This window comes from Leptospira bouyouniensis (assembly GCF_004769525.1).
Classification (GTDB): Bacteria; Spirochaetota; Leptospiria; order Leptospirales; family Leptospiraceae; genus Leptospira_A; species Leptospira_A bouyouniensis.
Genome location: NZ_RQFT01000012.1, coordinates 414025 through 426414 on the forward strand (window position 1 = coordinate 414025; position 12390 = coordinate 426414).

The window sequence follows — 12390 nt, forward strand, 5'->3', positions numbered from 1 at the left end:
CAAATATGTTTGAATGTAATCATCAAAACCCAAAGAAAAACAAAACCAAACATACTTTGGATGTTCTTAGATTGTTTTTGTTTGTTTCCTTATTTTTTTCCACGCCTATCTTTGCAAAAGTTACCCTTGTGGCTAGTATCTCCGATATCAAGTATATCGCCGAACAAATCGCAGGTGAACGTGCAGATGTATATGGAATGATCCGTGGCGTGGACGACCCTCATTTCGTGATGACAAGACCAGATTTTTTGGTCAAACTCAGTGAAGCTGATGTTTTATGTGTGGTTGGACTTGATTTAGAAGTGGGTTGGGTCCCGTACCTGCAACAACAATCTCGTAATATGAAAATCCAAAAAGGACAACCTGGGTATTGTGATACATCCTTTGGTGTAAAAATTTTGGGTGAACCAACAGTAATGATGGACCGTTCTATGGGAGACATGCATATTTATGGAAACCCACATTATTGGAATGATCCAATTAATGCCATCCAAATGGCTCAAAATATAAAAAATGCACTAACCCGCGTTGACCCTTTAAACGGGGAATATTATGAAGGGAATTTTAATACCTTTAAAAAACGTCTCATCCAAGTGACAAAAGAAGAGATGAAAAAAATGGAACCGTACTTTGGTTTAAAAGTAGCTGTTTTTCACGACCAATTTGTATACCTTGCTTCAAGATTTAAGTTCAATGCCAATTTAACGATAGAAGAACGCCCTGGAGTTCCACCTTCAGTCCGTTATATGGATCAAGTCATTGGTTATATGATTGCAGAAAAGATAAAAATTATCTTGATTGGACCCTATCACAATCCAAAGTATGCAGAGTATGTCTCTTCGAAAGTCCCTGGATCAGTGGTAGTCACACTCCCTGTATCTGTTGGTGCACTTGATACCTCAAGTTACGAAGATGCTTTACGGTTGAGTTTACAAAAAATACGCGATGCAAGCGACAAAACCAAATAGTATTTTAAAACCTATCTCTTTTATCCATGCAGATCATTTGACTGTAGGATATAGAAAAGAATTCCCTGTTGTTTCTGACATCCATCTTCACATAGAGGCTGGAAAAACCTATGCACTTGTTGGTGGGAATGGGGCTGGCAAAACGACTCTATTTCGCACGTTAACAGATTTACTCCCACCACTTTCTGGTTCCATTCAGTTTTCTAAAGAGATATCCACGTCATATGTTCCTCAAGCCAAAAAAATGGCATTGGATTTTCCTTTGCGAGTGGAAGACGTCCTCTTAATGCCAAAAAACATTGGATTTAGTTTTTTACCAAAACGTAGGTTTTCGGAAGAAGATTTGGCACTCATTGAAAAAACAGGTGTTAGTTCCTATTTAAAAAAACAGATTTCACTTTGTAGTGGGGGACAATTACAAAAGGTTTTGATTTTAAGATCTTTACTCACAAAAGCCAATTTGATTTTTTTAGATGAACCAATGGATTCTTTGGATCATAACGCTAGAGAGTTATTCCAATCGGTTTTATCAGAATATTTGAAAACTGGTAATAGGTCACTTTTTTTTATCACACATAGCCTTGAACATGATTGGGGTTTTGGGTTTGATGAAGTGTTTGAAATTGACGAAGGTAAGTTGTATAACATCACAAATGGAGAAAGGCCTCCTAACTGCCACCACCATGACTAACATCGTCTCCAGTTGGAATTTATTTTTACCTCAAGTTTTGGTGGGAAGTCTTGTGGGAGCATTACTCTCAGTCCTTGGCATACTGATTGTCCTAAGAGGTATGACTTTCTTTGGAGTGACTCTTTCACAAGCTGTTACGTTTTCTGTTTCCTTGTCTCTATTTATGGAATGGCACGGCGAAATTTTCCCCATATTATTTTCCTGTATTTTGGTTTTCCCTCTCCTCTATGTGCGTAAACTCCCTGGAATGAAGGAGGAGGTGATTCTTGGGATCTTATTTGTCTTCTTTTCGGCAGCTTCCCAGTTTATGCTCGCACTCGGTGGGAATGTGCAAAATCATTTGATGGCAGCTTTTTTCGGTGATATTTTGATTTCCCAAGTGAGAGCCGATTCCCTTGGCATTTATGTAGGCATTTTCTTTTTTTTCTTATACTTAAGTTTTTTTAGACGGTTTTTGTTTATCAGTTTTGACCGAGACGAGTATAAAATCCAAGTCGGAAATCCATTACCATTTGATTTGTTATTTTACATTATCCTTGCGGCCTCTCTGACGGTGGCTGTGAATTTACTTGGAACGTTTTATAGCATTGCTCATTTATTATTGCCGGTATTTGCCTTACTTCCTATCATTCGTTCATTAAAAATTCTAACGATTGTTTGTGTATTATTTTCTGTGCTATCAACTTGTCTTGGATTTATGGTCTCGCTCATTGGACTTGAACGTAATGGCGAAATGATTTATTTCCCCACTTCCTCGAGTATTATCCTTGTGCTTTGTTTTTTTGCATTTTTTCTTCATATTTCTCGTTATGTAATCACTTCCTTTTTTTCTAAAAAGGGCCGATAGGTTATTTGTGGAAACTATTCCTTGTAATACCTGCGGTCATCAAACCTTCACTTCTTTATTCTTAAAAAATAGCCCACTGGGTGAAACATTTTCGATTGTTAGTTGCAATCAATGTGGCCTTGTGCAAGTGAATCCCCAACCCAGTTTGGAAGCGGTTAAAAAATATTATGATGATTCTTACTTCACGCAAAGGACCGAACGAGGGTATGATAATTATTATTCTAGCGAACTAAGGAAAGAAATTTCCCGTGTTTTCCAATTGAATCTGAAAGATTTAGATTTTTTTAAATGGGAAAAGAATCGAAAAAAACAAAATGACTCGGGAAAAACTTTATCTTCACTCGATATTGGTTGTGCAGCCGGATATTTTGTCTCATACATGAAAGAAAGAGGGTATGAGGCAAAGGGAATTGAAATTGCAGATGGGCCGGTTCAGTTTGCGAGAGAATCACTTGGCCTTTCAATATTTCAGGATAATTTTTTAGAATGGGATTTGGGCTTTAAACATCAATTTGATGTGATCACACTTTGGGCGACGATTGAACATTTACACAAACCCAAAGAAACTCTGGAGAAGATCAAAAAACATTTGTTACCTGGTGGAATCCTTATATTGTCCACATGTCGGTATGGACTACTTGCGAAAAGGAAAGGTTTACATTGGCGGTATTTGAATGTACCTGAACATCTATATTATTATTCATTTAAAGGGTTAAAACAAGTTTTGGTTTCCCTTGGATACCATTCACCAAACGCGTTTACTTACGGGAGTGGGCTCACTAGCAGAAAAAACGCGAGTTTATTTTTTCGGTTGGCGAAAATCTTTTGTGATAGATTTGTCAAATGGTTCCAAATGGGAGATATGATGGTCTTTTCGGTTGTGAAAGACTAAACATTGATGGATAGAGATTTTAAAATATCTTCTACACAAAAATTAACAACTTCCTCAAGGTCGGCAGTCGCATCGACAAAGATTGTGGAATCGGGTAAGATAGCCAAATAGTTTTGGTAAATACGTGTTTGTTCATTTTGTTCATCGAAAACTTCTTTCTTCCCACCTCGCGTATTCCTTCGTTCCAATGCTTCTTCAGGAGATAGGTCTAAAAAATAAACACGATTGGGTTCTGGAAATCCTTTGTCTTCGTTCATGTACAAAATGTCTGCTGCATGTTCTTCATCTTTGCCTTGGTACGCTGCTGTAGAAAAATAATATCTGTCTTGTACCACACATTTTCCATTCTTTAACGTTGGTAAGATGGTATTCTGAACTGAGATTTCCCTATCCGATAAAAAGAGTTTGAGTTGTTCCTCTTGGGAGAGTTTCAGTTTCCCTTGTAAGAATTCTCGGATTTTTTGTCCATGTACACTGTCTGTTGGTTCTCTGTGCCATACGTTACTAATGGATTTTGTACTAAGTATTTCGGAAACTTTCTTGGAGACTGTCGTTTTCCCTGAACCATCAATCCCTTCGAAGACAAAAAATTGCGACTTTACTGGCATATCTCCTCCATCATTAGAATCATCGTTTTTTCCTCGACTTATTTATGAATTTCGACAGTTTAGTCTAAGGAGCAAATACATGAAAAAAATTTCGTCTATGCTAATCATTGCTTTTTTGGCTGTATTTATGATCAACTGTGCCTCTGAAGAAGTAAAACAACCGACTCAGCCAGTGGTAGAAGAACCAAAACCTTCTAAAAAGCCAAAATTGGATGAATCATTCAAAACAAGAACAAGAGACATCAAGTAATTGATTCGATTGCAAGAGGCCACTCAAGGAGACTTGGGTGGCTTTTTTTTTACCATTTTGCTAAAAGTTTCTACAGAATTCACGAAATCTCGAATCGATTGTTCATTAATGCTGATAATATACGCATGATGCAGTAAACTTCACTACATTGCTCATTGGTACCGATCTTGCAATAAGAGAGTATGTACCCCTCTATGCAAATAGAAAGCGAAAGTCATAAATTAGTCAGGGAATGGAAAGAGTGGCTTTCCAGTGGTGAACTCACCCCTGTTTTCCAACCCATCTTATCTTCCGAATCCACAGGGATTTACGGCTATGAAGTCCTTGGAAGACTGTCCACTGCACAAGGACTACATAGTTTAGGTGACTTTTTTTTAACACACACTTTAGGTTATGATGAAGTATTTTTTCTTAAAAAACAGGTGGATGAAGAAATACGATTTGCCGCCTTACAAAAGTTTGCAAGAGAAGCACCACCTGAAACAAAATTATTCCTAAATATTTCTCCGAACATATTGTACCATGCCCTTCTCAATTTGGAAACAACGTTACCTCAAACGATTCTTATGGTGAGAGAAGTCGGACTTGATCCAACGCGGATTGTGATTGAAATTACTGAAGAACGTTTCCCACATAATTTAGAATTATTAAAACCTGTATTGAATTTATATCGAAAGGAAGGGTTTTCCATCGCCGTTGATGATGCAGGTTCTGAAGCAAGTAACTTGGATCGGATTGGATTATTCCATCCTGAAATCATTAAAGTAGACTTACAAATGTTACGTCGATCTACATTCTCTCGAAACTTTAAAGAAATCCTACTTAATTTATCAAAGTTAGGTGAATCACTTGGGAGTAGTTTGTTATTTGAAGGCATCGAGTCAGAAGATGAATTGTACAATGCCTTAAATTATGGCGCACGTTATATCCAAGGTTATTATTTTGCTAAACCTGAACTAAATTTTGCCAATCGGTTTGAATTTAGATCCGAAATGCAATCTTCCTTAGAATACTTTCATGCAAGGAAACAAAAAGAAATGAATTCCCAAATTGAATGGGAAACCATTTGGAAAAATAAACTTTCCGAAATTGTAATGGGATTTGGGGAAGAAGATGGGATTTGGGAATGGCAAGAAAATTTTAATACATCGGTTTTTGGTGATACTGATTTTTTCCGAATGTACATCACAAATCATATGGGGTTTCAAGTCTCACCCAATTATGCGAGATCAGAATTAGAAGTAATGAAACCAGATTATTCTTTTCTTGGGAAAAACTGGTCGTTTCGGCCTTATTTTTTCGAACACCTCCATAAATCGAAAACGAGTCGTGATGCTTGGACCCTTTCCCAGATGTACCATGATATTTCTGAAAGAATGATGTTACGGACATTTGCTAGAAATCTTTCTGAAAATTTGATATTATTTATCGATGTGGTTGTTTCAAGAGGCTGAAAGTTTTTGCCCTATGGTTTGGATGGTGAATCTTGGTAAGAGATATGGCAAAAATCCAGTTTTTGCAATTACCCGTTCCACCCCCAAGTTATTTTGCGGCCACAGGAAACGTTCCCCTAGCAGCAGCTAGTTTAGCCAGTTGTCTGGAATCGAAGGATGATCCCGTCAAAGGGATCACCGCCTCTGTGATTTCACCAGAAGATACAGACTCACTCGGCGACATCAACTTAATTGATCGGATTTGTAAAGAAGGCCCTGATTTTTTAGGACTCTCATTGTATTTATGGAATACTGAACGTAGCCTTTATATTGCAAACGAAGTCAAAAAAAGAAATCCTGAAATTCAAATCCTTGTCGGTGGACCAGAAGTCAATGAAGATAATCCTTATGTGTTAGGTGAAACTGGATTCGACATAGCAGTTTCAGGAGAGGCGGAACATAATTTCCGCACCCTAATGAAATCTTTATTAAACAAAGAATCAATAGAGAACGTAGAAAATATTGCCTATCGAAAAAAAGATGGGAGTCTCAGTGCTTTTGGAGTTTCCTCACCAGCAAACTTCCCTTTAACAGATTTTCCTTCACCCTATACAACAGGCCACATACAGGTGAATCCCAAACGTTCCACATATTTGGAAACGGTAAGAGGATGTAAATCACAGTGCACTTATTGTTTTTATCCTAAATCATCTCAAAACCTGCGGACACTCGATATCAAAGAAACCATTCAATTGATTTCAAACTTAAAAGAGAAGGGAGCAAGGGAACTTGTATTTTTAGACCCAACGTTTAACCACCGCCCTGGGTTTGAAGCGTTTCTCGATGCCATTGCTGAAGTGAATGCAGATGGCCAAATGACCATGTTTGCAGAACTTAGATCGGAAGGTGTGACTCCGAAACTTGCCACCAAACTTCGAAAAGCTGGGTTTAATCGAATTGAACTTGGATTACAATCTGTAAACGAAGAAACCCTAAAACGAGTCAAACGATATGGTAGTCCAGATAAAGTTGCAGAAGTGGCAAAGATGCTTGCAGGAGAAGGAATCGATTTACTCCTCGATCTCATCATCGGGCTTCCGGGAGACACACCGGACGATGTGGAACGAGGGATACATTTTTTCTTAGAACATGGTTTGGGTGAGTGGGTACAAGCATTTCCACTTTCGGTCCTTCCTGGGACTAGTATGCGAAAAGACGCAGCAAAAGAAGGACTGATTTATATGCCAACCCCACCTTACCGAATCATCCAAACTCCTAATTTTAGTCCTGATGCTTTACGTGATTCTGTTTATTTTGCTGAAGATCTCTTGGAACGAAGGTTAGATGAATTCCCGAGACCATTTTTATGTGATACTATAACAGGAATAGCTGACCGATTTGACTGGTATCCAGAGGATTCCATCCAAGGAGTCACAATTCGCGATCGTTTGTTGGAACCTGGAACCAGACACCAAAGCGTTTGGTTCCATCCCGTTTCTCTCTCAAAAGATCTTTCACAAATCCAAAATCTCATTGGGAAAAAAATAGAACGGGAACCCTTTTGTACAATGGATTTTGTGATCGAACTAAAAGAGGTTCCCAAATCAAATGAAATCAAATCTCTCGTATCATTACTTGAATCGAAACGAAATTCGTATCTTTCCAAAACGTTGGCTTACCGGGGAGAGAATTTACAACACCGTTTGGTTTTTGTGATTCCAGAAGGAAATGTAAGTTTCAGGAAATGGTGCCAAAGCCTAGATGGATCAGAATCATATTTAGTCTATCAAACCATTTCGCCGTCTGAAATTTCCAAAATAGATGCTGATGTAACACATTTTTATCTGTTGAAAGGGGATCAGATAACTGAAACAGATTGGAATTTTTTAAAAGAAGTGATGGATCCTGAAACCATAACCTTTTCGTCTCGGGTGATGGAAGAGAGGTGGTGTATCGAAGTATTGGGATACGGAGAAATTTAAAAACCAATCATTCAATTGTTCTCTATCGTAGGAACCAATCCGAAAACAAAATTCTTGTGATACGAAAGTTGTCTAGGCAATCGGTACTCGATACCCATAAAAAACAAGTTTAAGTCTTTTGGATTTGTTTTCGAAAAAATTCTACGTTTTCCAAAAATCTTTTTTTCTCACCGGCTCTTGAAGAATGCCCTGCGATGGCAAGTCCTACTGTTAAATGGCCTTCTTCGTTTTTTGTGATGGTTTTGATTTGTCCAAAAGCAGTGAGGGGCGACTGCATCTTAAAAAAGATATCAAACTGAAACCCTGAGAGTTTAGGCAAACTTTGCATGAGATCAGGGTGATCCACAATCACTTTAAGACCACCTTCTGAAATATCGATCACAGGAAATTTTCCATCGGATTTGATCATGTTCGAATGGCGGATTCGATCAACCATTTCAAAACACAAAGTTTTCATCTCCATTGCCTTGATCAGATCAAAATTTTCTGTTTTACTTTGCATATGAATGTAACCGATGGGGATGGACTCTTCTTCATCATTTAAATACAAAATGGGAAGAATGAGTTCTGATTTGATTTTTAAATTCCTACGGTTGTTAATTTCTTTATTGATATCTTCTTCTATTTCATCAGCGAAAACAATAAAGTCTTCGTTTGGAGACGTTTCATAACATTCTTTGTTATTCACATCTTCGAGAAGTAATCCTTTTTTTGTTTTTTTGATTAGGCGAATGACTTCATTGTCTTCGCGAGAATTGAAAGTTGAAATTTTAATAAAATCGACAGTGTTTTTTAATTTAGTTTCGTAATCTTGGAAATTGACTTTGACTGCTGTCGGAACATGAAACATATCTGTTTCAATTTTTGCCTTACTTGAAACAACATTCGTAATCCATGCAGATCCGGGAGGGACAGGGATTCTTGAACTTTCTCTGTCTTTTTTGGCGATCGCAATTTTATTCAATTGTAAAACGTATTGTGATTCACCTTTATCCTGTTCCACCGTACATTCCAAGTGGAGGTAACGACCAAGGATTTTGTAGAGGGTGATTTTTTGGCCTACTGATAGGGTGATGGTAGGGCGAACACCCACTAAGATTTTGTTTCCATCTTGAGAAACTTTTTTGAGATAACAAATCTCACCTGAATGGATGTCATCCTTCAGATTCAATTCCTGGTTTAATAAAAATTTGGTCAAAACATGCAGTTTTTTTTCCGTGTCGGAAAAAACATCCAAGGAACGTTTGTTTCTTTCTACTGTTTCCATAAAAGGTCGTGGTACTTACTATTATCGGTCAATTTTCTCCTGAAATTCTCTTGCACGCAGAGTTTTCTTACCTAAAGTAGAAAAAGGAAGGATAATTATGTCAAATCACCCCCTACCAGGATCTGAGCTTCTCGATGGAGTCAGTGGACAAGAGCTCTTCTCGGTCAACATGGGACTCACGTATCGAGATTTTTTAGTACTACCTGGGTATATAGACTTCAATCCAAGCGATGTAGAACTAGAAACGAAACTTTCCAAAAATATTTCACTCAAAAGACCACTCATGAGTTCCCCCATGGACACAGTGACAGAGTCTGAGATGGCGATCGCACAAGCACTTATGGGTGGAATCGGTATCATTCATTATAATAACTCGATAGAAGAACAAGTAGATCTCGTTCGGAAAGTGAAACGATACGAAAACGGATTCATTAAAGATCCAATCCTTCTTTCGCCAGAACATACTGTTGCCGATTTAGACGCAGTCAAAGAAAAATATGGATTTAGTGGAATCCCCATTACCGAAAACGGAACCGCCAGTACTAAGTTAGTTGGAATTGTCACAAACCGAGATGTGGACTTTGAAAAAGACCGAAACATCAAATTAGGTAAGGTGATGACAACAGATCTGATCACAGCAAACGTGGGGATCAGTTTACTTGAGGCAAACGATATTCTTCGTACAAGTAAAAAAGGAAAACTTCCCATTGTGGACAAACAAGGAAAACTTGTAGCACTCATCTGTCGAAGTGACCTGAAAAAAAATAAAGAGTTCCCTCAATCCTCCAAAGATGACCAAAAAAGATTACGTGTGGGTGCCGCACTTTCCACCTTACCAGAGTCACGCGATCGTATGGCTGCTCTTGCAGGTGTGGGAGTGGATGCGATCATCATTGATTCCGCACAAGGGAACTCCAGTTACCAAATCGAAATGATCCAATGGATTAAATCTAATTTTCCAAACATTGATGTGATAGGTGGGAATGTGGTCACAAAAGCACAAGCTGCCAATCTCATTGGTGCTGGGGCAGATGGACTACGGATTGGAATGGGACCTGGTTCCATTTGTATCACACAAGATACGATGGCAGTTGGTCGAGCACAAGCGACGGCTGTTTTCAAAACAGCGGAGTATGCACAGGCTCACGGAGTTCCAGTCATTGCCGATGGAGGGATTTCTAACATTGGCGACATTGCCAATGCACTCGCGATTGGAGCTTCCATGTGTATGATGGGTTCCATGTTTGCTGGAACAAAAGAAGCACCTGGTGAGTATTTTTATGAGAACGGCATTCGTCTAAAGAAGTATAGAGGGATGGCTAGTTTGGAAGCAATGAGCAAAGGTGGGGACAAACGGTATTTCTCAGAGTCACAAAAGATCAAGGTAGCACAAGGTGTTTCTGGTTATGTGGTAGATAAGGGTTCTGTTCTCAATCTCATTCCATATCTAGTGCAAGGCCTTAGACAAAGTTTCCAAGATATGGGTTATCGAAACATCCCTGATTTGCATAAAGCATTACGCGAAGGAAAACTTCGTTTTGAACGGAGAACGGAATCGGCTCAAGCACAAGGAAGTGTGCACGGGTTGTATTCTTATACAAAACCTTCGATGAGAGCTGAATAAAGAAATCACATGCGAAAACTTTGGATATTTATTTTTTTGATTTCTTTTACCTCGCTTGCGGCACAAGCACCTGATACGAGTTTGTCAGCACAGGAACTTTTGGCAAGGCTTGACCGAGAAATGGATTTCGGGAAAGGCCTTGTGAAAGGAACTTACGTTCTCATTCGTAGGAATGGAACATCCGAAACGTGGAAAATCAATCGGTTCTTTAATGGCGAGGATGCCCTTTTGTTATTTGATCGAAAGGGAAGAGGACTTGAGTCAAAACTTCTCACTAAGGACGAAGGGGAAAATGTATTTTTCTTCAATGTTCTTAGTGCCAAACTTTTCCGTAAAACTGATGATGAAAAATACGAGTCCCTAATGGGGACTGGATTTTTTTATGTGGATTTATCTGGTTATTCGTATCAGGCAAACTACAATCCTTTAGTCAATGGAGATTTGGAAATTGGAGGTGAGATTTATTACCGTGTTTCGCTTAAACCCATTCTACCTTACTTTTATAAGAAATTAGTCCTTCTTGTTGGTAAAAAAGATTTAAAACCATACCGTGTGGACTTTCACGACCGTGATGGAATTTTATTCAAAACTTTAAACTTAAAGTATGGTCCTGTCAAAATCAAGGATGCCACTGGTAAAGTGGAAGAAGTGCAAAAAGCATCTCGATTGGAAATGTTAGATTTGAATACAGGTAGTATCACTGTTTGGGAAATCCAAGAAGTGGACAAAACAGTGAATCCAGATGCATCACTGTTTAACGTTGATAATCTAAGCAGGTAGAGTGGTTTGCCATTGTCCGAACCTGGTCTGATACTTTTTCGAACACCATTTCAAAAACAAAATCAGATCGAACTCACAAAAGAAGAGTTAAATCATTTAAGAGCACTCCGTTTACAACAAGCACAAACAACCATCCAAATTCGAGATGGTATAGGTGGGTTATATAATTATCTCTACACTCCCAATTCTAAAAATTTAGTTTTCCAAAACGAAGAATTGATCCCGAGAAAAATGAATCGTAAAAAAATTGCGATCGCTTTACCAAAAGGGAATCGTCTGGATTTTTTTTTACAAAAAGTGACCGAAGTAGGTTTGGATGAAGTCGTATTTTTGGTCTTTCGTCATTCAATCCGAAAGGAATTTAATTTGGAACGGGCTGAAAAAATTGTAAGAGAAGCTGCGGCTCAATCGAAACAAACAGAAATTTTAAATTTATCTATTGAATCAGCGAAAGAATGGATGGATGCACATAAAGAAAGTTTGGTGGTATTCCATCCATTTGCAAAAGATTCTTTCCAAATCCAAAGTTTGGTTGGGAAAATTCCAGTGATTGGACCTGAAGGTGGATATCATGCAGAGGAAGAGGAATGGATGGACAAGAATCAAATTCCAAAACTTACACTACCTGGGGGAGTTCTCCGCACGGAAACTTGCGGAATCGTAGCCGCAAGTTTTTTGGTCTATGGAACTTAAAAAAATTATTTATTGGTTAAAAGGAGAAGGGTGCTCGAAAGACTACAATTGGTCGAACAATTGCTAAAACATGTTGAAGCCACTGTATAATTTTCACCCGTGATGTCCGGGTATTTCGCTGCACAATCTGCATTGCAGGCAGTCAGACTTCCACCCGTACACGAAACAAGGAAAGTGAACAAGTTTCTCTCCAAGGTTTTGTCTTCTCGCTTTTGGCAAGATGTAGAAAAGAACACGACAAAACTAAGCACCATCAGTAAAAAAAAACGTTTCATAACACATAGACTCACTTGATTAGCATTTCGTCAATCGGTTCGTAAAAATCTTGACCCTTGTGACTTTTCCTATGCATTGG

The 12390-nt window shown here is 38.5% G+C and carries 13 protein-coding genes; 10 read left to right on the forward strand and 3 right to left on the reverse strand.

Annotated features, from left to right (window positions below; translation table 11 throughout):
* Positions 1-5 precede the first annotated feature (5 nt).
* The 4 genes from EHQ43_RS16130 to EHQ43_RS16145 are packed head-to-tail and all read left to right on the forward strand — an operon-like array spanning position 6 to position 3398.
* Positions 6-968, forward strand: a complete 963-nt coding sequence (locus tag EHQ43_RS16130; RefSeq protein ID WP_244242860.1) for a metal ABC transporter substrate-binding protein — start codon at positions 6-8, stop codon at positions 966-968.
* The gene (locus EHQ43_RS16135) at positions 946-1659 is read left to right on the forward strand and encodes a metal ABC transporter ATP-binding protein (protein WP_135754837.1); all 714 of its coding nucleotides are present in this window, start codon (positions 946-948) and stop codon (positions 1657-1659) included. Before EHQ43_RS16130 ends, EHQ43_RS16135 begins: the two co-directional genes overlap by 23 nt.
* A complete protein-coding gene (locus EHQ43_RS16140) occupies positions 1652-2506 on the forward strand; it encodes a metal ABC transporter permease (RefSeq protein WP_135754838.1) in 855 nt (284 codons plus the stop codon). The genes EHQ43_RS16135 and EHQ43_RS16140 overlap by 8 nt, the downstream gene beginning before the upstream one ends.
* A 7-nt stretch (positions 2507-2513) precedes the next feature.
* A complete protein-coding gene (locus EHQ43_RS16145) occupies positions 2514-3398 on the forward strand; it encodes a class I SAM-dependent methyltransferase (protein WP_135771725.1) in 885 nt (294 codons plus the stop codon).
* Here the strand turns inward: EHQ43_RS16145 and tmk are convergent.
* Complete coding sequence (tmk, locus tag EHQ43_RS16150) at positions 3395-4006, reverse strand: dTMP kinase (RefSeq protein WP_135771726.1); 612 nt, start codon at positions 4004-4006, stop codon at positions 3395-3397. The two genes, EHQ43_RS16145 and tmk, sit on opposite strands and share 4 nt — an antisense overlap.
* A 79-nt stretch (positions 4007-4085) precedes the next feature.
* Between tmk and EHQ43_RS19610 the strand changes: the two genes are divergently transcribed.
* The 3 genes from EHQ43_RS19610 to EHQ43_RS16160 all read left to right on the forward strand — a co-directional run bounded on the left by EHQ43_RS19610 (position 4086) and on the right by EHQ43_RS16160 (position 7671).
* Entirely contained in the window at positions 4086-4256 is a 171-nt protein-coding gene (locus tag EHQ43_RS19610; RefSeq protein ID WP_167481809.1) for a hypothetical protein, read from the forward strand.
* Positions 4257-4450: 194 nt separating this feature from the next.
* Complete coding sequence (locus tag EHQ43_RS16155; protein WP_135741592.1) at positions 4451-5710, forward strand: EAL domain-containing protein; 1260 nt, start codon at positions 4451-4453, stop codon at positions 5708-5710.
* Positions 5711-5754: 44 nt separating this feature from the next.
* Positions 5755-7671, forward strand: coding sequence for a B12-binding domain-containing radical SAM protein (locus EHQ43_RS16160; protein WP_135771727.1), 1917 nt, complete (start codon positions 5755-5757; stop codon positions 7669-7671).
* 109 nt (positions 7672-7780) lie between these two features.
* On the opposite strand, the gene EHQ43_RS16165 is transcribed toward EHQ43_RS16160, so the two are convergent.
* Positions 7781-8938, reverse strand: a complete 1158-nt coding sequence (locus tag EHQ43_RS16165; protein ID WP_135741594.1) for a DUF1577 domain-containing protein — start codon at positions 8936-8938, stop codon at positions 7781-7783.
* A gap of 97 nt (positions 8939-9035) precedes the next feature.
* Between EHQ43_RS16165 and guaB the strand changes: the two genes are divergently transcribed.
* The 3 genes from guaB to EHQ43_RS16180 are packed head-to-tail and all read left to right on the forward strand — an operon-like array spanning position 9036 to position 12035.
* A complete protein-coding gene (guaB, locus tag EHQ43_RS16170) occupies positions 9036-10562 on the forward strand; it encodes an IMP dehydrogenase (protein WP_135741595.1) in 1527 nt (508 codons plus the stop codon).
* A gap of 9 nt (positions 10563-10571) precedes the next feature.
* Entirely contained in the window at positions 10572-11342 is a 771-nt protein-coding gene (locus tag EHQ43_RS16175) for an outer membrane lipoprotein-sorting protein (RefSeq protein ID WP_135754843.1), read from the forward strand.
* A 12-nt stretch (positions 11343-11354) separates the two neighbouring features.
* On the forward strand, positions 11355-12035 hold the full coding sequence (locus EHQ43_RS16180) for a 16S rRNA (uracil(1498)-N(3))-methyltransferase (protein ID WP_135741597.1): 681 nt from the start codon (positions 11355-11357) through the stop codon (positions 12033-12035).
* Positions 12036-12040: 5 nt separating this feature from the next.
* Here EHQ43_RS16180 and EHQ43_RS19650 read toward each other — a convergent pair whose 3' ends face one another.
* Positions 12041-12310: a hypothetical protein gene (locus EHQ43_RS19650; protein ID WP_135741598.1), complete on the reverse strand. Its 270-nt coding sequence runs from the start codon at positions 12308-12310 to the stop codon at positions 12041-12043.
* Positions 12311-12390 lie beyond the last annotated feature (80 nt).

Coding starts and splice junctions, on each gene's coding strand:
- EHQ43_RS19610 (WP_167481809.1), top strand. CDS start 4,086: ATGAAAAAAATTTCGTCTATGCTAATCATTGCTTTTTTGGCTGTATTT.
- guaB (WP_135741595.1), top strand. CDS start 9,036: ATGTCAAATCACCCCCTACCAGGATCTGAGCTTCTCGATGGAGTCAGT.
- EHQ43_RS16130 (WP_244242860.1), top strand. CDS start 6: ATGTTTGAATGTAATCATCAAAACCCAAAGAAAAACAAAACCAAACAT.
- EHQ43_RS16175 (WP_135754843.1), top strand. CDS start 10,572: ATGCGAAAACTTTGGATATTTATTTTTTTGATTTCTTTTACCTCGCTT.
- EHQ43_RS16155 (WP_135741592.1), top strand. CDS start 4,451: ATGCAAATAGAAAGCGAAAGTCATAAATTAGTCAGGGAATGGAAAGAG.
- tmk (WP_135771726.1), bottom strand. CDS start 4,006: ATGCCAGTAAAGTCGCAATTTTTTGTCTTCGAAGGGATTGATGGTTCA.
- EHQ43_RS16135 (WP_135754837.1), top strand. CDS start 946: ATGCAAGCGACAAAACCAAATAGTATTTTAAAACCTATCTCTTTTATC.
- EHQ43_RS16160 (WP_135771727.1), top strand. CDS start 5,755: ATGGCAAAAATCCAGTTTTTGCAATTACCCGTTCCACCCCCAAGTTAT.
- EHQ43_RS16140 (WP_135754838.1), top strand. CDS start 1,652: ATGACTAACATCGTCTCCAGTTGGAATTTATTTTTACCTCAAGTTTTG.
- EHQ43_RS16165 (WP_135741594.1), bottom strand. CDS start 8,938: ATGGAAACAGTAGAAAGAAACAAACGTTCCTTGGATGTTTTTTCCGAC.
- EHQ43_RS19650 (WP_135741598.1), bottom strand. CDS start 12,310: ATGAAACGTTTTTTTTTACTGATGGTGCTTAGTTTTGTCGTGTTCTTT.